The 22,756-nt window shown below is 72.6% G+C and carries 24 protein-coding genes and 2 pseudogenes; 5 read left to right on the forward strand and 21 right to left on the reverse strand.

The features are described from left to right. Nucleotides 1-133: 133 nt before the first annotated feature. The 15 genes and pseudogenes from EDD29_RS19450 to EDD29_RS19520 all read right to left on the reverse strand — a co-directional run bounded on the left by EDD29_RS19450 (nt 134) and on the right by EDD29_RS19520 (nt 13,125). The gene (locus EDD29_RS19450) at nt 134-781 is read right to left on the reverse strand and encodes a SnoaL-like polyketide cyclase (protein ID WP_123665778.1); all 648 of its coding nucleotides are present in this window, start codon (nt 779-781) and stop codon (nt 134-136) included. 371 nt (nt 782-1,152) lie between these two features. Continuing rightward, nucleotides 1,153-1,965: an ABC transporter ATP-binding protein gene (locus tag EDD29_RS19455; RefSeq protein ID WP_425454977.1), complete on the reverse strand. Its 813-nt coding sequence runs from the start codon at nt 1,963-1,965 to the stop codon at nt 1,153-1,155. After that, entirely contained in the window at nt 1,962-2,783 is an 822-nt protein-coding gene (locus tag EDD29_RS19460; RefSeq protein WP_211359800.1) for an ABC transporter permease, read from the reverse strand. Before EDD29_RS19460 ends, EDD29_RS19455 begins: the two co-directional genes overlap by 4 nt. Continuing rightward, the gene (locus EDD29_RS19465; protein ID WP_123665780.1) at nt 2,780-3,601 is read right to left on the reverse strand and encodes an ABC transporter permease; all 822 of its coding nucleotides are present in this window, start codon (nt 3,599-3,601) and stop codon (nt 2,780-2,782) included. The genes EDD29_RS19460 and EDD29_RS19465 overlap by 4 nt, the downstream gene beginning before the upstream one ends. After that, the gene (locus EDD29_RS19470; protein WP_123665781.1) at nt 3,598-4,557 is read right to left on the reverse strand and encodes an ABC transporter substrate-binding protein; all 960 of its coding nucleotides are present in this window, start codon (nt 4,555-4,557) and stop codon (nt 3,598-3,600) included. Before EDD29_RS19470 ends, EDD29_RS19465 begins: the two co-directional genes overlap by 4 nt. Nucleotides 4,558-4,739: 182 nt before the next feature. Continuing rightward, nucleotides 4,740-5,756 (reverse strand): ABC transporter permease subunit, encoded by a 1,017-nt coding sequence (locus tag EDD29_RS19475; RefSeq protein ID WP_123665782.1) that lies wholly within the window; start codon nt 5,754-5,756, stop codon nt 4,740-4,742. Further along, complete coding sequence (locus tag EDD29_RS19480; RefSeq protein WP_123665783.1) at nt 5,753-6,646, reverse strand: ABC transporter ATP-binding protein; 894 nt, start codon at nt 6,644-6,646, stop codon at nt 5,753-5,755. The genes EDD29_RS19475 and EDD29_RS19480 overlap by 4 nt, the downstream gene beginning before the upstream one ends. Next, nucleotides 6,643-7,035, reverse strand: coding sequence for a GntR family transcriptional regulator (locus tag EDD29_RS19485; protein WP_123670573.1), 393 nt, complete (start codon nt 7,033-7,035; stop codon nt 6,643-6,645). The genes EDD29_RS19480 and EDD29_RS19485 overlap by 4 nt, the downstream gene beginning before the upstream one ends. Nucleotides 7,036-7,111: 76 nt before the next feature. Then, nucleotides 7,112-9,064, reverse strand: coding sequence for a sigma-70 family RNA polymerase sigma factor (locus tag EDD29_RS19490; RefSeq protein ID WP_123665784.1), 1,953 nt, complete (start codon nt 9,062-9,064; stop codon nt 7,112-7,114). Between the two features lie 6 nt (nt 9,065-9,070). Next, nucleotides 9,071-9,388, reverse strand: coding sequence for a YciI family protein (locus tag EDD29_RS19495; RefSeq protein WP_123665785.1), 318 nt, complete (start codon nt 9,386-9,388; stop codon nt 9,071-9,073). Nucleotides 9,389-9,478: 90 nt separating this feature from the next. Beyond that, a complete protein-coding gene (locus tag EDD29_RS19500; protein WP_123665786.1) occupies nt 9,479-9,907 on the reverse strand; it encodes a DoxX family membrane protein in 429 nt (142 codons plus the stop codon). 165 nt (nt 9,908-10,072) lie between these two features. Then, nucleotides 10,073-11,041 (reverse strand): HAD-IA family hydrolase, encoded by a 969-nt coding sequence (locus tag EDD29_RS46975; protein WP_246052859.1) that lies wholly within the window; start codon nt 11,039-11,041, stop codon nt 10,073-10,075. 284 nt (nt 11,042-11,325) lie between these two features. Beyond that, nucleotides 11,326-11,661, reverse strand: a pseudogene (locus tag EDD29_RS48120) (pentapeptide repeat-containing protein); the annotation flags it as partial. A gap of 44 nt (nt 11,662-11,705) precedes the next feature. Further along, nucleotides 11,706-11,897: pseudogene (locus tag EDD29_RS48125) on the reverse strand (pentapeptide repeat-containing protein); the annotation flags it as partial. Between the two features lie 265 nt (nt 11,898-12,162). Then, nucleotides 12,163-13,125: a tyrosine-type recombinase/integrase gene (locus EDD29_RS19520; RefSeq protein ID WP_123665789.1), complete on the reverse strand. Its 963-nt coding sequence runs from the start codon at nt 13,123-13,125 to the stop codon at nt 12,163-12,165. A gap of 719 nt (nt 13,126-13,844) precedes the next feature. Here EDD29_RS19520 and EDD29_RS19525 point away from each other — a divergent pair. Further along, a complete protein-coding gene (locus EDD29_RS19525; RefSeq protein ID WP_123665790.1) occupies nt 13,845-16,571 on the forward strand; it encodes a hypothetical protein in 2,727 nt (908 codons plus the stop codon). Between the two features lie 413 nt (nt 16,572-16,984). Here the strand turns inward: EDD29_RS19525 and EDD29_RS19530 are convergent, their stop codons facing one another. Genes EDD29_RS19530 through EDD29_RS19550 form a run of 5 tightly spaced genes read right to left on the reverse strand, consistent with a single transcriptional unit; the run spans nt 16,985 to nt 19,170 of the window. Further along, nucleotides 16,985-17,179, reverse strand: a complete 195-nt coding sequence (locus EDD29_RS19530; RefSeq protein ID WP_123665791.1) for a Tn3 family transposase — start codon at nt 17,177-17,179, stop codon at nt 16,985-16,987. Nucleotides 17,180-17,210: 31 nt separating this feature from the next. Then, entirely contained in the window at nt 17,211-17,393 is a 183-nt protein-coding gene (locus EDD29_RS19535; protein ID WP_123665792.1) for a hypothetical protein, read from the reverse strand. A 9-nt stretch (nt 17,394-17,402) separates the two neighbouring features. Further along, nucleotides 17,403-17,807: a DUF2795 domain-containing protein gene (locus tag EDD29_RS19540; protein WP_123665793.1), complete on the reverse strand. Its 405-nt coding sequence runs from the start codon at nt 17,805-17,807 to the stop codon at nt 17,403-17,405. Between the two features lie 21 nt (nt 17,808-17,828). Next, nucleotides 17,829-18,074, reverse strand: a complete 246-nt coding sequence (locus EDD29_RS19545; protein WP_123665794.1) for a hypothetical protein — start codon at nt 18,072-18,074, stop codon at nt 17,829-17,831. A 52-nt stretch (nt 18,075-18,126) separates the two neighbouring features. Next, on the reverse strand, nt 18,127-19,170 hold the full coding sequence (locus tag EDD29_RS19550; RefSeq protein ID WP_123665795.1) for an NAD-dependent epimerase/dehydratase family protein: 1,044 nt from the start codon (nt 19,168-19,170) through the stop codon (nt 18,127-18,129). 209 nt (nt 19,171-19,379) lie between these two features. Between EDD29_RS19550 and EDD29_RS19555 the strand changes: the two genes are divergently transcribed. Next, nucleotides 19,380-20,417, forward strand: coding sequence for a chitinase (locus EDD29_RS19555; RefSeq protein WP_123665796.1), 1,038 nt, complete (start codon nt 19,380-19,382; stop codon nt 20,415-20,417). Here EDD29_RS19555 and EDD29_RS19560 read toward each other — a convergent pair. Continuing rightward, nucleotides 20,395-21,657, reverse strand: coding sequence for a sensor histidine kinase (locus EDD29_RS19560; RefSeq protein WP_123665797.1), 1,263 nt, complete (start codon nt 21,655-21,657; stop codon nt 20,395-20,397). The two genes, EDD29_RS19555 and EDD29_RS19560, sit on opposite strands and share 23 nt — an antisense overlap. 152 nt (nt 21,658-21,809) lie before the next feature. On the opposite strand from EDD29_RS19560, the gene EDD29_RS19565 reads away from it, so the two are divergent. From EDD29_RS19565 to EDD29_RS46370, 3 genes are all read left to right on the forward strand, one after another. Further along, nucleotides 21,810-22,079 (forward strand): DUF6343 family protein, encoded by a 270-nt coding sequence (locus EDD29_RS19565; protein ID WP_123665798.1) that lies wholly within the window; start codon nt 21,810-21,812, stop codon nt 22,077-22,079. Further along, nucleotides 22,076-22,315 carry a hypothetical protein gene (locus EDD29_RS44930; protein ID WP_148086018.1) on the forward strand — a complete coding sequence of 80 codons (240 nt, stop codon included), beginning with the start codon at nt 22,076-22,078 and terminating at the stop codon, nt 22,313-22,315. Before EDD29_RS19565 ends, EDD29_RS44930 begins: the two co-directional genes overlap by 4 nt. 228 nt (nt 22,316-22,543) lie before the next feature. Further along, nucleotides 22,544-22,753, forward strand: coding sequence for a hypothetical protein (locus EDD29_RS46370; protein ID WP_211359801.1), 210 nt, complete (start codon nt 22,544-22,546; stop codon nt 22,751-22,753). The last annotated feature ends 3 nt before the right edge of the window (nt 22,754-22,756 follow it).

Raw genomic sequence — 22,756 nt, forward strand, 5'->3', positions numbered from 1 at the left:
GTCGAGCGCCGCGCGGGCCGTCGTCGGCTCGGTGGCGGCCTCTCGCAGGAGATCCAGGGCCGCTCGCCGTCCGCTCGCCGCCCCGTCGGGCCTTCGGTCGTCACCGGCCCGGTGTCCCGGACGCCGCGGGGCGTCAGGTGGACAGGGGGCAGCCGCCGGTGAGGTTGCCGAGGAAGGAGTTGGGGTCGTAGTAGTGCTCGACCTCTTCCAGGCGGAGGTCGGCGCTGACGCGGGCCACGCTCATGCCGAACATCTCGATGGTCTCGCCGGTGGGCTGGCGGCCTTTGTATTCGCCGGTGAAAGCGCCCCAGTGCCGCCATTTGAAGGCGATGACGGGAGGGGGTGAGAGGACTTCGAGGACTTCCCAGTAAAAGCCGGTGGGAAATGCGGTGTGGAAGACGTGATGGGAGGACTCGAAGGTCTCGGCGGCGTAGAAGGGGCTGTCGCCGATGAGGATGTTGTAGCTGCCCTGGTCGGCGATCGCGGCGGGGTCGGCCCACGGGCCGCCGTTGACGTTGGTGCGGAACCGCTCGGTCACCATGGACACCCAGGTGGCGGGCTCCTTCTTGTAGGACACCTCCATCTCGAAGACCTGGACGATGCTTTCGACGATGGCCTCCAGGGAGCCTTCCGAGGGGAAGGACGTCCGCTGGCCGGGCATGATCTCATGCGACAGGTGGTAGTCGGGGGTCTCCCCGTCCCGCCAATGCTCGGCGGGGGTCGCGGCGATCACTGCCTCGCGGCCCCGCAGCCACAGCGGGGTCTCGGGCGCTGAAGTCATCGTTCGGTCCTTTCCGTGGGCGAAAGAAGAGCGTTTCCGTGTTCCGGTGCGACGACCGCCGCGAAGACAAGGAGTGATCATGCCGGTGGAATGGAAAGCGGGGCAAGGCCCGGCGGCTTTGTTTCTTCCGCATTTACTGCGGCGGAACGGTCCATTCATGGAGAGGGTGCGCCGAATGCGCGGAATTCCGTGCCGTTCACTCATCAAGATCACGGGCGGTCCGGCCGGGGCGCGGCGGAAAGGGCTTCGCGGTGACCTTCGTGCGGGGATTCCGGCGGTCGGGCGGCGGCGCGCCCGCGTCCTGGTGTGGCCGCGCGGGGCGCGGCGCCGGGATCGCGGGCCGCCCCGCGATCCCGGCGCCCGCAGGAGGCCTAGCCCCGCGCGGTCTTGGCGAGCCTGGCCGCCTGGATGCGCTCGTAGACGTGGGTGCGCAGCCGGGTGAACTCCGGGAGGGCGCGGGTGGTGAGCTGGTCGCGGTCGTCGGGCAGGCCGATCGCGACGTCGTCCTGGACCCGGGTGGGCGACGCCGACAGGATGAGGACCCGTTCGCCCAGGTAGACGGCCTCGTCGATGTCGTGGGTGACGAACAGGATCGTCATGTCCAGTTCCCGCCACAGCCGCCGGATGAGGTCCTCCAGATCGGCGCGGGTCTGCGCGTCGACCGCGGCGAACGGCTCGTCCATCAGCAGGACCTGCGGCTCGTAGGCGACGGCGCGGGCGATCGCGACGCGCTGTTGCATGCCGCCGGACAGCTGCCACGGGTAGGCGGCGTGCGCGTCGGGCAGGCCGACCGCGGCCAGGGCCCGGTCGACGAGTTCACGGCGCCGGCCCTTGGCGATCTTCTTGTGCTTGAGCGGCAGTTCCACGTTGTCGCGGACGGTCATCCACGGGAACAGGCTCCGCCCGTACTCCTGGAACACCACCGCCATGCCGGGCGGCGGGCCCGTCACCGGCCTGCCGTCCAGGAAGACGGACCCGGCCGTGGGGGCGAGCAGGCCCGCCACGCACCGCAGCAGGGTGGTCTTGCCGCAGCCCGACGGGCCGACCAGGCAGGCCAGCTCCCCCTGGCGCAGCGCGAACGTGAGGTCGCCTACCGCCTCCACCGTGCGGTGCCGGTCGGCGTAGACCTTGTTGAGGCCGCGGACGTCGAGCATCGCGGAGCCCTTCCTTGCTTGGAGACTCATTGCGCCCTCCGGGTGCGGCGGTGGCCGTGGTACCAGGCCAGGGCGCGGGATTCGCCCAGGCGGAACAGCAGGGACAGCGCCACCCCGAGCAGGCCGAGGACGAGGGTGCCGCTCCACATCTCCGGGATGGCGAACGACCGCTGGAACTGCACGATGGTGAAGCCGAGCCCGGAGGACGCGGCGAACATCTCGCTGATGACCATCAGGATGATGCCGATCGACAGGGCCTGGCGCAGCCCCGCGAAGATCTGCGGCGACGCCGCGGGCAGCACCAGGCTGCGCAGCAGCGCCGGGCCGGTGATGCCGTAGGAGCGGGCGGTCTCGCGCTGCACGGAGTCGACCGCGCGGACCCCCTCGACGGTGTTGAGCAGGACCGGCCAGACGCAGCCGGACACGATCACGAACACCTTCATGCCGTCGCCGATCCCGGCGAACAGCATGATGACCGGGACGAGGACGGGCGGCGGCACCGCCCGCAGCAGCTCCAGCGCCGGTTCGGTGAAGGACCGGATCGTCGGCGACGAGCCGATCGCCAGGCCCGCCGCGACGCCGATGATCGCGGCGAGGCCGTACCCGGCGAGGAGGCGGCTGACGCTGGGCAGCACATCGTGGGTGAGGCGCTCGCCGGTCCACTCCCTGCCGAAGGCCGCGAAGATCTCGGAAAGGGGCGGGAAGTAGATGTCGGTCGATCCGGCGCTGAACAGCCACCAGGCGGCCAGGAGCACGCCGGGAAGGCCGAACGCCAGAAGCGCGCGCACGGCCAGGGACTTCACGGCGCCGCCCTTGCCACCGGGCCCGGCGGTCTTCGCGGCGCTCACAGGGCGACCTCCCCGCGCACCGACTGGTGCCAGCGCAGCGCGCGCCGCTCCAGCATCCGCGCGCCGACGTTGATGGTGACGCCGAGCAGCCCCGTCACCAGGACGAGTGCGTACATGTCGGGCACCGCGCCGGAGTTCTGGGCGACCGCGATGCGGGTGCCGAGCCCGGGTGAGCCGATGATCAGCTCGGCGGTGATGGTGAGGACCAGCGCGACTGCCGCGGCCAGGCGCACGCCCGTCATCACGTACGGCAGCGCCGACGGCCACACCACATGGCGGATCCTGGCCCACCGGCCGAGGCCGTAGCCGCGGGCGGTCTCCTCGGCGACCGGGTCGACGTCCTGGACGCCGTACATCACCTGCATGAGGATCTGCCAGAACGACGCGTAGACGACCAGCAGGAGCGTCGAGCGCAGGCCGGTGCCGTACAGCAGCATGGCCAGGGGGATGAGCGCGACGGACGGGATCGGCCGCAGGAACTCCACGGTCGAGGACGTCGCCTCCCGCAGGTACGGGACCGTCGCGAGGACGACCCCCACGACGATCCCGGCGGCCACCGCGATGGCCAGGCCGACGATCCACGCGGTGAGGGTGTCGCCGACGGCCGTCCAGAACTCGCCGTCGCCCGCCTCGCCGGCGAGCGCGACGGCGATCCGGCTGGTCGGCGCCAGGTAGGCGTCGTCGACCAGGCCGAGCCTCGGGACCGCCTCCAGGACCAGCAGGAGGCAGGCCAGGCCCGCCGCGCCGAGCAGAGGGCCGCGTACCGCACCGGGCCCCTGGGCCCGGTGCGGTACGGGCGCGGATTTCGCCTTCGTCATGGAAGCAGCGCGTCGAGGTCGGGGGCGGTGGCGAACAGGCCGTCGCTCTGGCCGAGCGCCGACAGCGCCTGGAGCGAGGGCCGGTCGGGCTCGGCGGGCCAGCGCGGCATCCGCATGGTGTCCAGCGTCGCGGCGTCGATCTTGGTGTAGGTGGTGAGGATGCGGCGGACCTCGGCCGGGTTGGCGTCGGCGTAGGCCAGTGACTCCTTCATCGCCTCGGTGAACCGCCGGACGAGGTCGGGGTCGTCGGCGATGGTCTTTTCGGAGGTGAAGTACAGCGCGACCGTCAGGTTCGGCGCGACGTCGACGAAGTTCGAGGCGATCTCGACCGCGCCCGCGGCCTTGGCCTGCGACAGTGACGGCTCGACCATCCACGCCGCGTCGACCTGGCCCGCGTCGAGCGCCGCGGGCATCTGCGGGAACGCGATCTCGACGAACTCGACCTTCGACGGGTCGCCGCCGTCCTTGCGGACCGATTCGCGGACCGAGGTGTCGCCGATGTTCTTGAGGGTGTTGACCGAGACCTTCTTGCCCGCGAGGTCCTTGGCGGAGGTGATCGGGCTGCCCTTCTTCACCACGACCGCGCCGAAGTCCGCGCCGGCCTCGCCGGTGGAGGCGACGCCGTTGGCGACGGCCTTGACCGGCACGTTCTTGGTCTGCGCGATGAGCAGCGAGGTGACGTTGCTGAACCCGAACTGGAACTGGCCGCTGACGACGCCCGGCACGATCGCCGCGCCGCCCTGGGCGCTGTCGAGGGTGAGGTCGATGCCGCGGGAGGAGAAGAAGCCCTTGTCCTTGCCGAGGTAGATGGGGGCGACGTCGACGATGGGGATGACGCCGACCTTGACCTTGTCGTCGCCGTCGCCGCCGTCATCGGCGCCGCCGCAGGCCGCGGCGCCGAGCAGTAGTACGGCCGCCGCGGCCGTCCCGGCGAGTCTGGAGAAGATGCGAAGCATGGGTGGCCTCCACGAACCCTGGGGGATGTGTGCGCCGAGCGCACAAAAGTTCACGGCGAACGGTAGGTGTAAGGCGTGTCACAGGTCAACGCTGTTCCACTCTTTCGAACGCCCTTCGGTGATCATGTCCGGAACGGGGTGCGGGCCCCACCCGACCGGGTGGGGCCCGCACTCGTCGGTCCTCAGGAGACGCGGCGGCGCAGCCACCAGAACGAGAATCCCGCGAGGAGGGCGGTCAGGCCCGCGTAGACGCCGCTCTCGGCCCACTGGAGGGCCCAGAACCGGCCCGCCGGGTGGTAGACGAGACGCTGCCGGTAGCCGAGTTCCCCGATCGCGGCGATGCACTGCTCCGACGGGCCCCGCGCGCCCTCCGTCGCACACGGCCCCTCGCCGATGCGCAGCGGCACGGTCTCGCTCACCCGGCCCGAGGAGTCCACCGTCTCGTTCGCCAGCACCCAGGCGCCCGCCGGGGCATCGGTGCTGACGTGCAACGGCGTGCCGGGGCCCTGGGAATGGAGCCCCGCCAGGTTGTCCGGCGTCACCGTGACCGTCTGCTCCACCGGAACCGCCAGATGCGGGCGGACCAGCAACGGCATCGCCACCTGCACCACGGCGAACACCGCGAGGGTCACCGCCATCGCGACGAGGGCGCGCCGCGCCACCATGCCGACCGCGACCCCCAGCGCGAACGCGAACACCGCGAACGCCACGGGCACGATCCCGCGCGCGCTGAAGATGAACGGCGACATCCGCGGCAGCTCGTCGACGGCGGCCTCGTCCAGCGGGCTCGCCCACCAGAACACCGCGAGGCTGACCAGGCCCGATACCGCGGCCGAGGCCGCGCCGACCACGCCGAGCTTGACCGCGAGCCAGCGGGTGCGGGTCACGCTCTGGTTCCACACCAGCCGGTGGGTGCCCGCCTCGAGCTCCCGCGCGACCAGCGGAGCGCCCCAGAACAGGCCGATCAGCGCGGGGACCAGCAGCACCACCGTCGACAGCGCCACCCGCATGGTCTGGTGCTCGGTGAGGTACAGCCGGATGAAGGAGTCGCAGCCCGTGGCCGCGCACTCCGCGGTCCCGTCCGCCCAGTCGTCGGCCAGGCCGGGCCCGGTCAGCGCGAGGAGACCCGCGAGCGCCGCGAGCATGACGCCCGCCACCAGCGCCGAGGGACGGAACTGCCGCAGGGTCAGCCAGATCATCGGCGCACCTCCAGGACGGGCCGGGCCGGCGCCTGCGCGTCGGCGGACATGTAGGCCAGGACGAGGTCCTCCAGGTCGACCCCGCTGACCTTCCACGCCGGGTCGAGGATCGGCCCGGACGTCCGGACGACGAACGTGGACTGCCGGTCGGTGTGGCTCGCCGACACCACGTGCTGGTCGGCCGGCAGCCGGTCGGCGTCGCGGCGCGGGCCCGTCAGCCGGTGGTGGGTGGCCAGGAGCTCCTCGACCTCGCCGCAGACCTGGACGCGGGAGGCCACGAGCACGACCAGGTGGTCGCAGGTCCGTTCCAGGTCCGCGACCAGGTGGGACGACAGCACGACGCTCATCTCCTGCTCGGCGACCGCCTCCATGAGGCTCCGCAGGAACTCGCGGCGCGCCAGCGGGTCGAGCGCCGCGACCGGCTCGTCCAGGATCAGCAGCTCGGGCCGCTTGGCGACGCCGAGGGTGAGGGCGAGCTGCGCGCGCTGCCCGCCCGACAGCCTTCCCGCCTTGGCCGACGGGTCGAGGCCGAGCCGGGCGATGCGGTCGGCCGCCAGGGCGGCGTCCCAGCGGGGGTTGAGGCGCGCGCCGAGCCGCAGGTGCTCGGCGATGGTCAGCCCGGCGTAGGTCGGGGTGTCCTGGGCGACGAAACCGACCCGTGCGAGGTGGCCCGGGGTCGCGGCGGGCGTCCGCCCGAGCACCTCGATGGTCCCGGACGTCGGGGCGAGCTGCCCCGCGGCGAGGCTGAGGAGCGTCGTCTTGCCGGCGCCGTTGGGGCCGACGAGGCCGACGACGTGCCCTGCGGGGATGTCGAGGGTGCAGCCTTGGAGCGCGTGCCTGCGCCCGTACCTCCTGCCGAGGTCACGGGCCCGAAGGACGGGGGCGGTCATGCGGTCTCCTCCCGGGTGGCGGCCTGAAACGTGTCCTGGAACAGGGCCTCGATGCTCTCGTCGTCGAGGCCGGCCATGCGGGCCTTGGCGAGCCAGCGGCGCAGCTCCTTGCGCAGCGGCTCGTGCGCGGCGAGCGAGGCGTCCGCGAGCGTCGCGGTGACGAACGTGCCGAGCCCCTGGCGGGCGGTGACCAGCCCGTCGTGCTCCAGCTCCCGGTAGGCCTTGAGGACCGTGTTGGGGTTGATCGCCAGTATCGCCACCACCTCCTTCACCGTCGGCAGGCGATCGCCCTCCCGCAGCAGGCCCAGCCGCAGCGCGTGCCGCACCTGCCGGACGATCTGCTGATAGGGCGAGAGGCCGGAGCGGGCGTCCAGATGGAACTCGATCACCGGCACACCTCCATTCATCTAGTTAACTAGCACTATAGATGTATGGGGGATAAGGCGGAGATCAGGACAGGGACGGTCAGGCCGGACGGGACGGGCGCAGCAAGCGCAGCGTGAAACCCTCACCGGACGGGTCCAACGGGGCCGTCGCCCGCTTGAACAGGTACTCCGCGCGCCCGTACGACAGACGGGACCTGCCCGTGTCCGGGCACAGATCCCGCGGATCGGACGGGGTGCGGGCCGGACCCGGACGGCGGTCGGTCAGGAACAGGGGGCCGCGGGTACGCGCGCCCAGGAGGGCGGGGAGCAGGCGCGCCGTCCCGGCCGACCAGCCGATCGCGCCCGCACGGCGCGCGGACACGTCCACGTCCTCGACGTTCAACGCCAGCACCGCGCGGACCGGCGCCGCCGACTCCTGCAGGAGCAGCCACAGGACGCGCTCGCGCACGGCCACGCCCGGCAGCGCCCGCACCCGCGCCAGCACGGCCCCCTCCAACGGCGCGACGCGCTCCCGGCCGACCGGGCGGCGCGACAGCGACGCCGCGAGATCCGGACGGTCCGCCCACGCCGCGAACGACCGCAGCGCCGAGGCGTGCCGGTTCCAGGTCCGGGGCGCGGCGCCGCCCCACGCCGTCGCCGCCACCCGCGCGACGGACGCCGCGTCGACCCCGGCCAGCGGGAGCGCCTCGCCCAGCGTCCGGCACAGCCGGCGCAGCGTCTGGCCGTAGGAACGGGCGGTCTCGCCTTCCAGACCGGCCAGGAACGCCGCCGCGGCCGCACCGAGAAGCGGCCCCGGCGAGCGCGCCGCCCCGCACGCGGCGGCGCGGCGCGCGAGGAACAGCCGCTCGGGCCCGTTCGCGGTCAGCGCCGCGGCCCGCTCGTACTGCACCCGCGCCTCGGCCGGGCGGCCCGCCCGTTCCAGCAGGTCCGCCGCCACCGCGGGCAGCAGATGGTAGTCCTGCAACGCCGGATCGGCCGTCAGCCCGTCCAGCAGCGCCAGACCCGCCTGCGGGCCGTCCGCGCGGCCGACCGCCACCGCCCGGTTCAGCCGGACCACCGGCGTCGGCAGCAGAGCCTCCAACGCGCCGTACAGCGCGGCGATCTTCCGCCAGTCGGTGTCGGCCTCCCCGGACGCCTGCGCGTGGCACACCGCGATCGCCGCCTGCACCAGGTACGGGCCCGGCGGCCCGCCCAGATCGCGGGCCTTCAGCATCGCGGTGAACCCCCGCCGGATCAGCAGCGGATCCCACCTGCCGCGGTTCTGCTCGTGCAGCGGCACCGGCAGCCCGTCCGGGCCGACCCGCGCCGCCGACCGCGACGCCTGCAGCTCCATCAGCGCCGCCAGCCCGTGCGCCTCGCTCTCGCCCGGCGCGAGCGCCGCCAGCGTCCGGCCCAGCCGCAGCGCCTCCCGCACCAGGTCGGGCCGCAGGAGGTCGGCGCCGGACGTCGCGGAGTAGCCCTCGTTGAACACCAGGTAGACCACGCCCAGCACCGACCGCAGCCGCGTCGTGAACTCCGCGCCCTCCGGCCGGTCGAACGCCACCCCCGCCCGGGCCAGCGACGCCCGCGCACCGGCGATCCGCCGCACGACCTCGGGCTCGGTCGTCAGGAACGCCCGCGCGATCTCCGCCGCCGACAGGCCGCCCACCAGCCGGAGCGTCAACGCCACGCGCTCGCGCGTCGGCAGCACCGGATGGCAGGTGACCAGCATCAGCCGCAGGACCTCATCACCCTCGGCCTCCGCGCCCGGCTCCTCCTCCTCGCCCGCGCGGGCGACGGCGTCGCTGTCGGGCTCCGTGCGGCGCAGCCGCCGCAGGTGGTCCAGCGCCCGGCGCTTGGCGACCGCGGTCAGCCAAGCGCCGGGATTGTCCGGCACGCCCGTCTTCGGCCAGGAGTCGAGTGCGGCGAGCAGCGCCTCCTGCGCGCAGTCCTCGGCCGCGCCGACATCCCCGGCGATCGCCGCCGCGGCGGCGACGATCGTCGCGGACTCCAGCTTCCAGACCGCGTCCAGGCGGGCGCGGACGGCGTCCATCGGCGGTCAGAAGACCTGGTGGATGACACTGCGGCCGTCACCGACGATCCGGCGGAACCGGCGGGCCAGCTCCAGCGCCTCCTCGCGGGAAGTCACCTCGACCAGGGCGAACCCGGCGGCGGCCTCCTTGGACTCGGCGAACGGGCCGTCGGTCACGGTGATGTCCTCGCCCACCGAGGACAGCACGGTCGGGTCGGGGGCCAGGCCGCCCGTGGCGAGCAGGACGCCCTTGGCCGTCATCTCCTCGACGAACGCGCCCATCTCGGCGAACAGCTTCTCGTCGGGCGCGTTGCCGCCGGCCTCGGAGAGCATCAGGTAGCGCATCGTGGTGTCCCTTTCGTCGTCCTTGCCTTACACATGGACGACGCACCAGCGATGTGACAGGGAACGCGCCCGGGGAACCGGATCGTACCGTCAGGAACCCGACCGGGCCGCCCGGCGACCGGCCAGGCCGTCGACGACCAGGCCCAGGCCGATCCCCAGCAGCCACACGTCCTTGCTGACGGCCATGCCCTCCTGCGTCGGCCAGATGCTGCCCGGCTTGTGCATCCCGGGCGTCCGCCAGTACATGCCGAGCAGCCCGGCCGAGAACTTCGCCAGCGCCGCCCCCGCCACGAACGCGGGCACGAACGGCGTCAGCAGCAGCGTCCCCGTCGCGATCTCCGCCGCCGCGACCGCCTTCAGGAACCTCCTCGGCGGCACCGGCCCCAGGAACGGGTACGCGCTGGCGGCCATCCCGTGCACCCCCGCCGCCTCCTGCTCGTCCCCGCTCCACTTCCCGAGCCCCGAATGCAGGATGTACGCCCCCGCGGCGAGCCGCCCCGGCACATGCCCCGCCTTCACCGCGCACCCCCGTGCCTGCCCATGCAGTCCCCTTCGTCGAAGCCGCGTTCTCACAAGCGCGCATACCCCGCGCCGCCCCACGCGAGCGGAACGCACCCCTCAACACCCCCCAAAACCCGCCAAGGGAGCAGGAGCGGGGTCCTGCGGGGTGAAGGCGCGGGCGGGCTAGCGGGGCGGGAGGAGGGACAGGAGGTCGGGGAGGCCGCCGGTGAGGTCGAGATCGGCGTGCAGGCCCTTGAGGGCGGCGACGGGAGAGCCCGCGGCGCGGCCGGCGGCGACGCCGGGTGCGGAGTCCTCGACGACGAGACAGCGGGACGGGGGCAGGCCGAGCTCGGCGGCGGCGCGCAGGAAGCCTTCGGGGTCGGGCTTGCCCCGGCTGATCTCATCGGTGGTGATCAGGAGCGGCGGGATGATTCCGCAGGCGCCCAGACGGGCCTTGGCCAGGCGCTGGTCGGCGCTGGTGACGACGGCCCAGGGCATCGCGATCTCCTCCAGACGCGCCAGGAGGGCGTGCGCGCCGGGGGTGGGGACCACGTCGGACAGGTCCTCGTACTGGGGCGCCAGCTGACGGGCGGCGGCCTCCGCGACGGTCTCGGCGTCCCAGTCCGGGAACAGGAGCCGGATCGTCACCTCCGAGGGACTGCCGTGGGCTACCTCCAGGACGCGCGCCAACGGGGCCCCATAGGCGGCCGACCACTGCGTCCAGGACCGCTCCACCGAAGCATCGGAGTCCACGAGGGTGCCGTCCATGTCGAACAGGATCGCGTCGATCTTCGCCAGGTCCATGCCCCCGAGTCTACGAAGGGCGCCCGCGTGACCGGCCTCATCCGTGGAAGACGCACCCCTCAAAGCGTCCCGCCCCAGCACCGCGCCTTCGAACGACACGGGCCCGTGGAAGGACGCGACGCCGTCACCGGTCGAGGGGAGACGGAAATCGGCCCGCGAGGCGAACTCCGCCCCGTCGAACCGCGTGACGAAGTGGAACTGCGCGCCGGTGAAGTCCCCGTAACGGGCCCGCGCCCCCGACAGGTCGAAATCGACGAGCCGGGCGCCCGACAGGTACAGGTCGACCTTCTCCCACCCGGACGACGGCCGCGCCCGCTCCGCCAGGACGTCCTGGACGGCCCGCCGCACCGCCTCCTCGCGCCCGTGTCGCCGACGGGCCAGGGGCGGCGCAGATAGGCGCACAGCGCCAGCAGGACCGACGGCCGCAGCACGGGGGAGCGGTCCCCAGCCGCGACGATCTCGGCGACCGCCTCATGCCGGACCTCCGGGTCGGAACCGGCCGGACGGACGGGCGGCCGGGCCGGTCCAGCCGAACGGCCACAGCCCGTCCGCCTCCGGCGCCGCGCCCCCGCGAGATCCGCGCACGGGTCCGCCAGATGGACCACCTCGCCCTCGAACACCGCCCCCGCGAAGGAGACGGCACCGCCGAACCGCGCCTTGCCGAACCACGCCCACGAGCCGAACCGGGCCTCCCGGAACGACGCCGCCGCGCCGAACCTCGCCCCGTCTCCGCCCTCCAGGAGGTCCTGGTAGTCCTCAACCGGCACCGCCACCGGCCAGCCGGGATCGTCCTCCCCGGGCTCGGCGGGCCACACCGGCACGTCCTCGAGCGCCTCCCAGGCCGGATCGTGCTCCGCCAGGGACGACTCGCCCCGCCCGAACCACGCCACGTCGCCGAACACCGCCCGGTCGAACGACGCCCGAGTGCGGAACCGGGTCCGGCCGAACACCGCGGCCTCCTCGAACATCGCACCCGTGAATCGGCGCGGCCGCCGACGACCGAGCGCGCGAACTCCAGATCACCGGAGAACCGGGCGCCGGTGAACACCGCGGGCCGATGCCACCAGGTGTCGGAGAAGTCCGCGCCGCCGTCGAAGACCGCGCCGGTGAAATCGCCCGCGTCCGGGCGGCACCCGGCGAAGTCGGCCCCGGCCAGCAGCACCCCCGCCAGCTCCAGCGGCGGCGCCGTGCCCGCGGCCCGCACCGCCGCGGCCAGCCGGGCCGTGTCGCCGACCCGGTCGACGCACGGATCCGCCGACCGGAGCCGTGCGCAGATAGGCCCGCGAGGAGGATCGGAACGGATTGTGGCGGTAGCGGCCTGAGGCGGTCGAGGACGGCGGCGCGTTTGTCGTCGTCGTAGACGGGGCGGTGCCCGCCGACTTTCCCTAAGAACGGGCGGCCTCCAGGGGTCGGCTGAGGAACGGTCGTGAATCCAACGGAGTCGGTTCTGGCCTTGTGTCGATGTGTGTTCAGTGGGTGCGGCGGGGTGGGGCGAGGATGCCGGTGATCTCGGCGACGGCTTCGCCGCCGCCGGGTCGGGTGTAGCGCATGGCGGTGCGGGGGTTCTTGTGGCGGGTCTTGGCCATGATGAGCTGGAGGGGGACCTTCTGTTCGCCGAGGTGGGTGGCGGCCGAATGGCGGAGCTGGTGGGGGTCGAGGCCGAGGTGGGTGTCCATGAGGACGCGGACGCGGTCGTAGCCGAGGCGGGGCCGTCCGGTGTGCGGGCAGATGTGCTCGGGTCCGGGCCGCCGGGCGGGGACGGGGCGCCGGTCGGCGAGGAAGAGTGGTCCTCGAGTGCGGACGGGCCCGTCGGGATGGCCGTCGGGCAGGCGCAGCAGGCGGGGCAGCAGGCAGGCGGTGCCGGCGTCCCAGTAGACCCATTCGGTGTCGCCGCCCTTGGAGGTGAGCGGTGCGCGCCGGTTCTCCAGGTCGAGGTCTTGCACGTCGAGGGAGAGGACCTCGCTGGTGCGGGCGGCGGTCTCGTACAGCATCCGGTAGAGCGTCTTGTCGCGCAGCGGGATGTCGCGCCGGGACAGCAGCCGCTCCAGTCGGGTCTTCGCGACGGCCTTGGTGTGGTCGACGTTCTCCCGCCGCCGTTCGGCGTCGGCGGGGATCGACGGCGCCGCCCACCGCTTCTTGCTCGCGCACCAGGTGAGCCAGGAGGAGACCGCGGCGCGGTTGCGGTTCCAGGTCGCCGGCGCGCACCCGCCCCACAGCGCGGTGAGCGCCTCGCCGATCTCGGTGTCGGTGACGTCGGCCAGGAGCCGGTCGCGGCCGCCGACCGCGCCGATGGTCCGGTCGATCGCCGAGGCGTAGGCGCGGCGGGTGTTGTCGTTGGCGACCCGGTGCGTCGACAGGAACTCATCCGACGCGTCGGCGAGGGTGACAACGCCGCCTCGCAGGGCGGTGGCCTTCGCGCCTGCCGCGCTCATCGGCGGCCGCCCGGCGCGGGCGCGATGTACCGGATAACGTGCCCGAGCCGCGCATCGTGCGTCGGGGCGGATCCCCGGGTCGGCAACGATCGTTCGGCATTCATGTAAGCGATAATAATCCGTTATCGCGTACATGAGTGATCCGAAAGCCCGGGCTTGCGTGGGGCCGTCACCGATCCGGTCACGGCATCGGCGCGGCTCTCGTCTCCTCTTGGCCGTGCGTCGCCGGGAGGTGGCGGGGCGGGCGGGGACGTCGGCGGCGGCCGTTTCGCCGGAGGAGATGCCCGGCGGCGGTGCATTCCGACCTCGCGGAGAACTTCTCAGGAATGGAAGTCCAGTCACAGAGTTCCCGCCCTGTCTCCTCAAGAAGTCCCGGTGATCGATGTCCTTGGCGGCGAGGCCGGCTGTTCGGGCGCGGAGGGTGACGCAGTTCGGGACGCGGAGGGGTTGGATATAGGGAAATTTCGGTGTTTGTGGTGTTCGGGGAGGTGATGCACGCTGTCCGCGGACGGCCCGGAAAGTGCTCCCGTACTCACCGAAAGTGAGCATGGTTCTGGTGGCGTCGGAGCCCGACCACGCTTCGACGATGCGGTGCGCCAGGTGATCGCGTTCTTCTTTCCCGGTCGTCCCGGGCTGCCCGGCCCTGGGGCCGGACATGCCGCAGGCCGGTGGATCCATCAGGGTCTGCCGGCGATTCGCGACGGCCGGGAGGCACGGCGATGGGATTCATGCGGTACAAGAACACCGGCTTCAACTCGGCGGCGGCACTGCCGTCCGATGCGTTCCACGGGATGTTCCTGCGGGGGGACCGCCTCGTGGCGACCTCGGGAACGAACATCAGGTACGAGGGCCTGATCGGCGGGTTCGACTCGGAGAAGCTGAACGCGATCCCCGAGCCGTTCAAGAGCGCGTGCGACGGGATGCTGATGCTCCCGACCACCGGCGGATCCTGGCAGACGGTGTTCTTCAAGGGCGACCAGGCCTGCTGGTACCACTGGGACAACAAGGTCGTCAGCAACGGGCCGTGGACGGCCCTCGCCAAAGGCGGCCCGACCTGGAACACGATGCTGCCCGCCGGGTACAGGTCCGACGTCGACGCCCTGCTGATGGACTCGGTCGAGGAGTCGGCGGCCTGGCGGACGTATGTGTTCAAGGGCGACCGGGTCGCCACCATCGACTGGGCGACCGGATCCACCCGGGACTGCCGGATCTACGAGGGCGCGCAGCCGACCGCGGGCTGGGCGCGCCTGCCGGCCGAGTGGCTGCGCGACTACGACCACGTGCTGCCGCTGCCGAGCGTGGCGGGTGCCAAGCGCAGCCTGCTGATCAAGGGCGGCAACGGGTGCGTGTTCAACTGGAACACCGGCCCGGAGCAGACCGGCGCGCTCACCACGGTGCTGCCCGAGCTGGCGAAACTGCCCGCGCCCTACACCACGCAGTACAAACCGATCGTGGGCCGCTGGGGCAATTCGGCCGCGCCCAACCCGGTCACCGTGCGCGGCGATCTGGACGGCCTGGGCGCGACGCGGCAGTTCAGCGGCGACATCGACCAGATCAGCGGCGCGACGCGAAGCCCGCTGTACTCCTTCCGCGTCAGCACGCCGGACATCGCCGTCTCGGCCACCGGGGTGACCGCCACCGGCAGGGTGCAGTGGAAACCGGCTTGGGTCGGCTGCACCGCCAAGATCACCATTCCGCGGGTGGCGCAGTCCGCCTCCGACCCCGCCCTGCGGGTGGAGTTTCGTTTCGACGACGGCAACACCGCCACCTACGATCTGCCCTACCAGTCGGTGCACCTGCGCACCATCGACCTGGAGATCGACGCGATGGCCGGCCGGGCCGCGCTGGCCTCCTACAACACCGCCACCGATGCGGAGGCCGGCCCGCCCGACTACGCCGACCGGCAGCTGACCATCGCCTCCGCCTTCGCCGAGGCCGGCATCGAGTTGCGCGCCGCGGGCACGGTCAACGAGGTCGGCACCGCCGACTCCGGCATCGACCTGAGGTGGTCGGACTCCGAACTGCACACCGCCATGCTCCACAACTTCTCCGGCCACGCCGAGACCGAGCAGTGGAAGCTGTGGGCGTTCGTGGCCAGCCAGCACGTCAACAACAGCACGGGCGTCATGTTCGACGTCAACGAGGGCAAGCAGCGGCAGGGCATGGCCGTCTTCTACGACCAGATCAACAACGAACGCGGCTACTTCAAGCTGGGCCTGTACGTCCACGAGCTCGGCCACTGCCTCAACCTGCAGCACTCGTGGCAGAAGAACGACTCCGGCGCCCCGCTCGGCCTCCGCGACGGCCGCGGCGACCTGTCCTGGATGCAGTACTGGAACATGTACATCGCCGAGGACGGCAGCAGCGGCTGGGACGTCTTCTGGAGGCGGTTCCCGTTCACCTTCACCCCCAACGAGCTCGCCCACCTGCGGCACGCCTTCCGCTACGACATCATCCCCGGCGGAGCCAACTGGGCCGCGCAGGGCAGCGCCGCCTACGCCACCACCGACCGGGCGCTGGCCGCGATGGACGACCCGATCGCCGACGATTCCGGCCTGGCCCTCACCCTGTCGGCCCGGCCGTTCGCCTACGGCGAGCCGGTCACCATCGAGATCAAACTGGCCCGCGACGGCCGTGACGTCATCGTCCACCGCGAGCTGTCGCCCAAGAGCGAATACCTCACCATCGCCATCACCGCCCCCTCCGGCGTCACCCGGCCGTTCCGGCCGCTGGCCCGCCACTGCAAGGGGCACGGCGAGGACACCCTGACCAACCTGACCGCCGAGGCGCCCGCCCTGTACGAGTCGGCCTACCTGGGCTCGGGCGCCGACGGCCAGTACTTCACCGACCCCGGCCTCTACCGCGTCCGCGCCGTCTACTCCGCGCCCGACGGCTCCACCGTCGTGTCCAACACCCTGACCGTCCGGATCCGGCTGCCCCTCACCGGCGACGACCAGTTCGCCGGAGAACTGCTCATGGACGACCAGGCAGGCACCCTGATGGCCCTGCTCGGCTCCGACTCACCCGCCCTCCAGGCCGGCAACGACGCCCTGGCCGAGCTGTCGGACCGGTTCGCCGGCCACCCCTTGGCCGTCTACTCCCACCTCGCCCAGGGCGCGAACGCCGGACGCGACTACCAGCACATCGTCAACGGCCGGATCCAAGTCCGCCCCCCGGACACCAAGGACGCCGTCACCCAGCTCACCGCCGCCATCGACGCCTCCACCGGCCCCGACGGCCTCAACAACATCACCCTCAACGCCGCCATGCGCCGCCTGGCCACCGTCCACGCCAAAGCCGGCGACCTCGCCGAAGCCGACGCCGTCCTCGTCCGCCTCGTCGACCACTTCCGCGACGACGTCCCCGCCCCCGTCCTGGAAGACATCCAAGCCCAAGCCGACGCCACCCGCGAAGAGATCCTCCCCACCGACACCCCCCTTCCCTGACACGACACCCACACCCGCCACCCGGCCCTTGCCAGCGCCGCAGGAAGCTGACAGGGGCCGGTCCCAAACCGCACAGCGCCACCATTGAGAAACTCCACCAGCTACCGCCGGCGGCGGATGCCTGATCAACAGGACCTCCCGACGGGCGCGGGCGGAGACCCCGACCAGCGCGAAGAACACCCGCGAGCTCCACTTCGGCTCGGGGAACGCGTTGCGCAGGGCCCTGAACAGCAGACCCATCCCACCCGCTGCCCTTGGACACCGCGGCGCCGTCCCCGCCCTCCCGGCGAGGACGGCGCCGAACAGGTGGGTGCTGTCACTGCGGCCGGGTGAGACGTGGGGCAGCAGTGGAGCCGTCCCCTGACCGGGGGCGTCGGTCTCGGCGCGGCTTTCGTTCCACGGCTGGGCCCTGTTCAGAGCGCCTGCGGATCGTGGAACGGCCGCAGCCCGGCCGCCGCATCGGTTCGGGTGAAGGCGTAGCGGCCCAGGAAGTTGATGTGCTCGAACGCGATCGGCGACAACCTCGCGCACATCTCCTGCGTCACCGGGAACCGGCCGGCGCGGATCTGCTTGACGGCGGCGTCCAGGTAGAGGCTGTTCCACCACACGACGGCGTTCCTACCGGTGGCGGGCGGGCGGTCAGACGCGGGTCTGCAGTTCGTATCCCTCGGCCTGCCCGCCGCGCCCGTCGGCGGGCGCGATCGGCGGGAAGGACGGGCCCGGCGCGTGCTCCTCGGCGAAGTCCGGCTCGTCCTCCTCCTGCGGGATGCCGAGTGCGGCGCGCCGGTCGGCCATCGTCCGGTCGTCCTTTTCGCGGTTCATGACGGCCGCCTACACGCGGCGGTCTTCATGGCCGATGCCGAGGTCCCGCACGACCTCGGGCAGCGCGTGGTACGACCGTTCCGGCAGCTGCGACAGGCGGTCGACCGCGACGTCCGGGCCGCCCGCGTCCCGCACGTGCGTCGCCAGGCTTCCGGGGCTCGCCGGGTACCGGATCCCCGCCAGCAGGGACGCGAACGCGCTGCGCTCCTCGACCTCCTGCGGGCTGAGCCCGGGCGGGGCACCGCGCAGATCGGCGAGGGTGGCGGTGGGATCGCGGCCGGTGTCGGTGTCGATCGGCTCCGGGTCGTCCCACGGGCGGGAGCGCACCGGGCCGCCGCTGCGGGTGAGCGGCCGGGTCTCGCGCCGCATCTCCTCGTCCAGCCGGGCACCGTGCTTGTTGCCGCTTTTGTCCATGGTCTGATGCCTTTCTGGTGTTCAGGGGGACCTGCGGGGGTGGCGGCGGGACGCGTCGTGCTTCTCGGCCGCGCGCACGCCCGCCTCGTCGGCGGTGCCGGAATCGGGGGCCGGCTTGGTGACACCGCGAACTCCGGTGCCGCTCACCCCGGGTTTGTCGCGTTCGGAGGGGATCGTGCGGCCTCGAGCGTCCCCGCCGCGGGTGACGGGGGCGAAGAACTTGTCGTGGGTCTCCTCCGGCTCCCATCGCTTGTCCGCTTCGTCCATATATGAGCCCTACCCCGTGCGGCCCGGGACCAACGAGAGATCTACCCGCCCTTCACCCTCGGGCCCCCGACCACAGCTCCCGCACCCGCTCGGCCCCCGACGGGCTCGGTGCCAGGACCGGCGTCGCCGCGCCCGCCCCGTCCCGCAGCCCCTCGATCAGCTCCGGAAGGGCCGAGGCCGCCGAACGCAGCGGAGTCCAGTGCAGCTCCGCGCGGGCCCGCGCGGTGTCCATCAGCGGCAGCCGCAGGACCAGGTCGAACAGCTCGGGCCCGACCGGCGCCAGGCGCAGCCGGTAGGCGGCGGCCAGCGCGGCCCGCACCGTCCCCGCGCTCATCCGGACCGTGCGCGCGCCCAGCACCGCCGCGACCGCAGGGCCGTCCAGGACGGGCTCGGCCGCCAGGTTGAACGGACCGCGCACCGGCCGCAGCGCCGCCAGCGCGAACGCACGCGCCGCGTCGTCGCCGTGCAGGGCCTGGAACCGCAGCCCCGGCACGTCGGGGATCACCGGGACCCGGCCAGGACGCAGCAGCACCGCGGGCAGCAGCGGACCGGCGAAGACCCGCCGCTGCGCCGAGGCGGCGTGCCTGCCGAACACCAGGCCGGGCCGCAGCCGCACCACCCGGATATCGGGCCGGTCGATCTCGAAGGTGTCCAGCAGCCGCTCCACATAGGCCTTCTCGCGGCTGTAGGCCGAGGTCGGGTAGCCGAAGGTCGGCCAGTCCTCGGCGACCCGCCTGTCGGGCGGTCCCGGCGCGTAGGCGGCGACGGACGAGGCGTACACGACCGCGCCGACGCCCGTGCGCGCCGCGGCCTGGAGCACCCGCGTGGTCCCCAGCACGTTCGTGCGCCAGGTCGCCACCGGATCGCGCGCCGGATGGAACGCCCACGCCAGGTGGACGACCGCGCCCGCGCCCGCGAACAGCTCGTCCAGCGGGTCCGTGGTGATGTCGGCGCGCGCCCAGCCCGCGCCCTCCACCTCGAGATCGGGACGGCGCCGGGCGACCCCCAGCAACGAGGTGACCCCGGGTTCTGCGGACAGCGCCCGCATGGTGCTGAGACCGAGACTCCCCGTGGCGCCGATGACGACGACCCGCATCCTGACCCCTCTCCTTGATCACTCAGAGTGATTATGACCTCTCTCCCCGCGCCCGCCATCCGGAAACTCGGCGAACCGGGACGGACCTCCGGCGTCCGGGGGGCCGCACGCCCTCTAGGCTTTGGGCGGAACGCTCCCCGGGGACGCGACGGGGACCGCCCCCGACGGCACGCGGGGGCGCCGCTGAGGGCATCCGGAGGAATCAGCGCATGAAGGGCGTCCACCTGGGCATCGGGATCGCCGCGGGCGTCGCCGCGGGGGCGCTGTGCGTCGGAGTCCTGGCCGCCGTCGGCGACGAGGAGCCCGCGCCGCCCCCGACCTCGCCCACCACGACCGCGGCGCAGGACACCGGGCCCGGCGCCGCGCCGATCGCCTCCGCGCCCTACCTGCACCTCGGCTGGGGCAGGCCGCCGCAGCCGCACAAGGTCATGGACGCCACCGGCATCACCGCCTTCACCCTCGCCTTCGCCCTGTCCGGCGGCGGGTGCGCGCCCGCGTTCGACGGCAAGCGCCCGCTGCGCGGCGGGCCCGAGGCCGAGACCGCGCAGGCGATCAAGGACGCGGGCGGGCAGGTCCACGTGTCGTTCGGCGGTTGGTCCGGCCGCAAGCTCGGCCCGCGCTGCGCCACCCCGGAGGCGTACGCGGGCGCCGTCCAGAAGGTCATCGACGCCCTCGCGCCCACCGCGCTCGACTTCGACATCGAAAATGACGACGAATTGGGCAACGCCGCCGTCCAGGACCGCATCCTCAAGGCCCTGAAGATCATCAAGGCCGACAACCCCGACATCGCCCTGATCATCACCACGAGCACCGACAAAAAGGGACTCGACAAGTGGGGGCAGCGCCTCCTGGAGAGGGCCGCCGCCCTGGACGCCCCGGTCGACAACTACACCGTGATGCCGTTCAACTTCGGCGGCAGCAGCGACATGTACGCCGACACCGTCGCCGCCGCCGAGAACCTCAAGGACCGGCTGATGGCCGTGCACGGCTGGGACGCCGCCACCGCCTACCGGATGACCGGTGTCTCCGGCATGAACGGCGTCTCCGACGACGGCGAGATCACCACCCCGCAGACCTGGACCCGCCTGCGCGACTGGGCGTCCGCCCGCGGCCTCGGCAGGCTCTCCTTCTGGTCGGTCAACCGCGACCGCCCCTGCCCTTCAGGCGGCGATCCCGTCACGGACTGTAGCGGAACCGAGCAGCACCCCTGGGAGTTCGGCAAGATCACCGCAGGCTTCCGGCAGTAGGGGAGACGCGCAGCGGGATCCGCAGTTCCAGCAGGGCGCCGGTCGCGCTGTCGGCCACGTGCAGGGTGCCGCCGTGGGCGTGCGCGATCTCGCGGGAGATCGCCAGGCCCAGCCCCGTCCCCGACGGGTCCGCCGCCCGCGCGTCGGCCCGGCGGTAGAACCGGGCGAACACCGCCTCCCGGTCCTCCTCGGGGATGCCCGGACCGTCGTCGTGGACCCGCAGGACCGCGTGCCCGCCCTCGACCGCCACCTCCACCTCGATCCGCGTGCCGGCGTGCCGCGCGGCGTTGTCGATGAGGTTGTCCACGACCCGCGCCAGCCGCACCGCCGACCCCTGCACCACCGCGCCCTTCGCCAGCAGGGTCCCGATCTCCGGCTCCCCGGCCGAACGGTGCCCCAGACCCGTCCGGACGATCTCGGCGAGGTCCACCGGCGCGGTCTTCGTCGGCGCCCTGGCGTCGAGCCGGGCCAGCTCCAGCAGATCCCCCACGATGGCGCCGAGCCGCTCGGCGTCCAGCAGTGCCGCCCGCAGGATGTCCTGCGGGTCGGCCAGCGGATCCTCCAGCGCCACCTGGAGCCGGGTCTGCAGGCCCGTGATCGGGCCGCGCAGGTCGTGTGAGGTGTCGGCGACGGCCCTGCGCTGCTTCTCCATCTCGCGGCGCAACCGGTCCGCGTCGCGGGTGTCGCGCTCACGCGCGCCGTGCAGCCGCAGATTGTCGGCCTGGAGCTCGGAGGTGCGGGCGTACAGGTCGGCCTCGATGACCTGGAGGCGCGCCTCCAGCCCGAACAGGCCGCCCCGGCCCGAGGGCTCCGGGGTCGCGGCGCGGGACGCGGCACGCCGCCCGCGGACCTTCCTGACGAAGTCGGTGGCCTCCTCGCCCCGGTGGATGATGTACCTGACCTCGCCGTCCGGGCCGAAGACCGGCGCGTTCATCAGGCTCCAGTACCGTTCCTCCACCACGCCCTCCGGCGACTCCACGTCGTAGCGCAGCAGCGGCATCACATCGATGCGGTGCTCGGCGACGACCCGGGCCAGCGACGCCTGGACCGCCTCCGGGCCCTGGTCGGCCGGACCTCCCGGGAACCGCTCGATGAGCTTCGCCCCGACCAGCTCCTCGCGAGATCGCCCGGACGCCTTCTCGTAGGCGCGGTTGACCGTCAGGAACGTCCCGTCGGGCGACAGCACGCTCGTGGGGATCGGCATGGCGTCGAAGACCGCGGCGAAATCGACTTCGTCCATGCGCCCCTCCCTCCCCGTCGGACGTGCCCGCGCACACGTCCGCTAGGGAAAACCTCCCCACTTCAGGCCCACCGTCGCGCCAAGCCAGCCCCGTGGCAGCGCCAAGCCCGGATCCTCGGTTTCACCCGCACACCACAGGAAACCGGACCTGTATGGACAATCGCGACAAGCATGATGGTCGATCGCACCAGCGGCCGGGCACCGAACCCGTCACCGCCCGCAGCGCCCTCCGCTTCCGCGCGGTCCTGTCCACCATCGCCCTCGTCGCCGCCGTCATCGCCACGATCGTCTTCACCCTCCGCGCCCTGCACGGCTCAGGCCCCGGCGCCGCCCCCTGGGTCATCGCCGCCATCACCACGGCCACCGCCCTCATCGCCGCGATAGACCTCGCGGTGATCTACCGCCGGGCCAAGGAGCAATGACCCCGCCCCTGGCGAGCCGACCCGCGAGGAGGCTCGGTACAGGAATTGGCGGCCAGGCCGATGCCAACGCGGTGGACGTGTTCGCGACGATCCTCGAGGAGCCGGGCAACGTGTCGGTGAAGACGATCGAGCGGGAGGTGACCAAGCTGACCGCGATCCGCAAGGTCGGCCTGTCGGACGACCCGTTCGCCGACGTCGCCCCGAAGGTGCCAGCCCGCTGCTCGGCTCTGCGCTGACCAGGCCGATCCGGTGGGACATCATCACCAGCAGCTACGACGTCATCCTGAAGTACGCCACCGCGATCTCCGGCGGGAGACCGATTTCGGGCTGAACGTGGTGGAGAACGCGCACAGACCGGCAAGGGGTCTGCAGGCCGAGGCAAGGCCGTCTACGGCCCCTGCGGTGATCATTTCTTGGAAGGGCGCAGTGCCAAGGGGTGGAGCGGCCGTGAGGCGAGAGCTGAGATGCGATGGGTGCACGACAGGTACCGGAAGCCCGCGGCGCGGGCGTTCGCGGAGGCCACCGCAGCTCCGTCGTTCCTGTTCGATCTCGGGCCGGAGCAGGGCATCATCCACGACTTCGTGATGCCCAAGGCCCAGCGCGACACCGCTGCCGCCCGCGCCGCGATCGCCCAGGCGACCGCGTTCCTGTCCGACGTTCTGCATACCCGCTGAGAA

The sequence above is a fragment of the Actinocorallia herbida genome, from assembly GCF_003751225.1.
Classification (GTDB): domain Bacteria; phylum Actinomycetota; class Actinomycetes; order Streptosporangiales; family Streptosporangiaceae; genus Actinocorallia; species Actinocorallia herbida.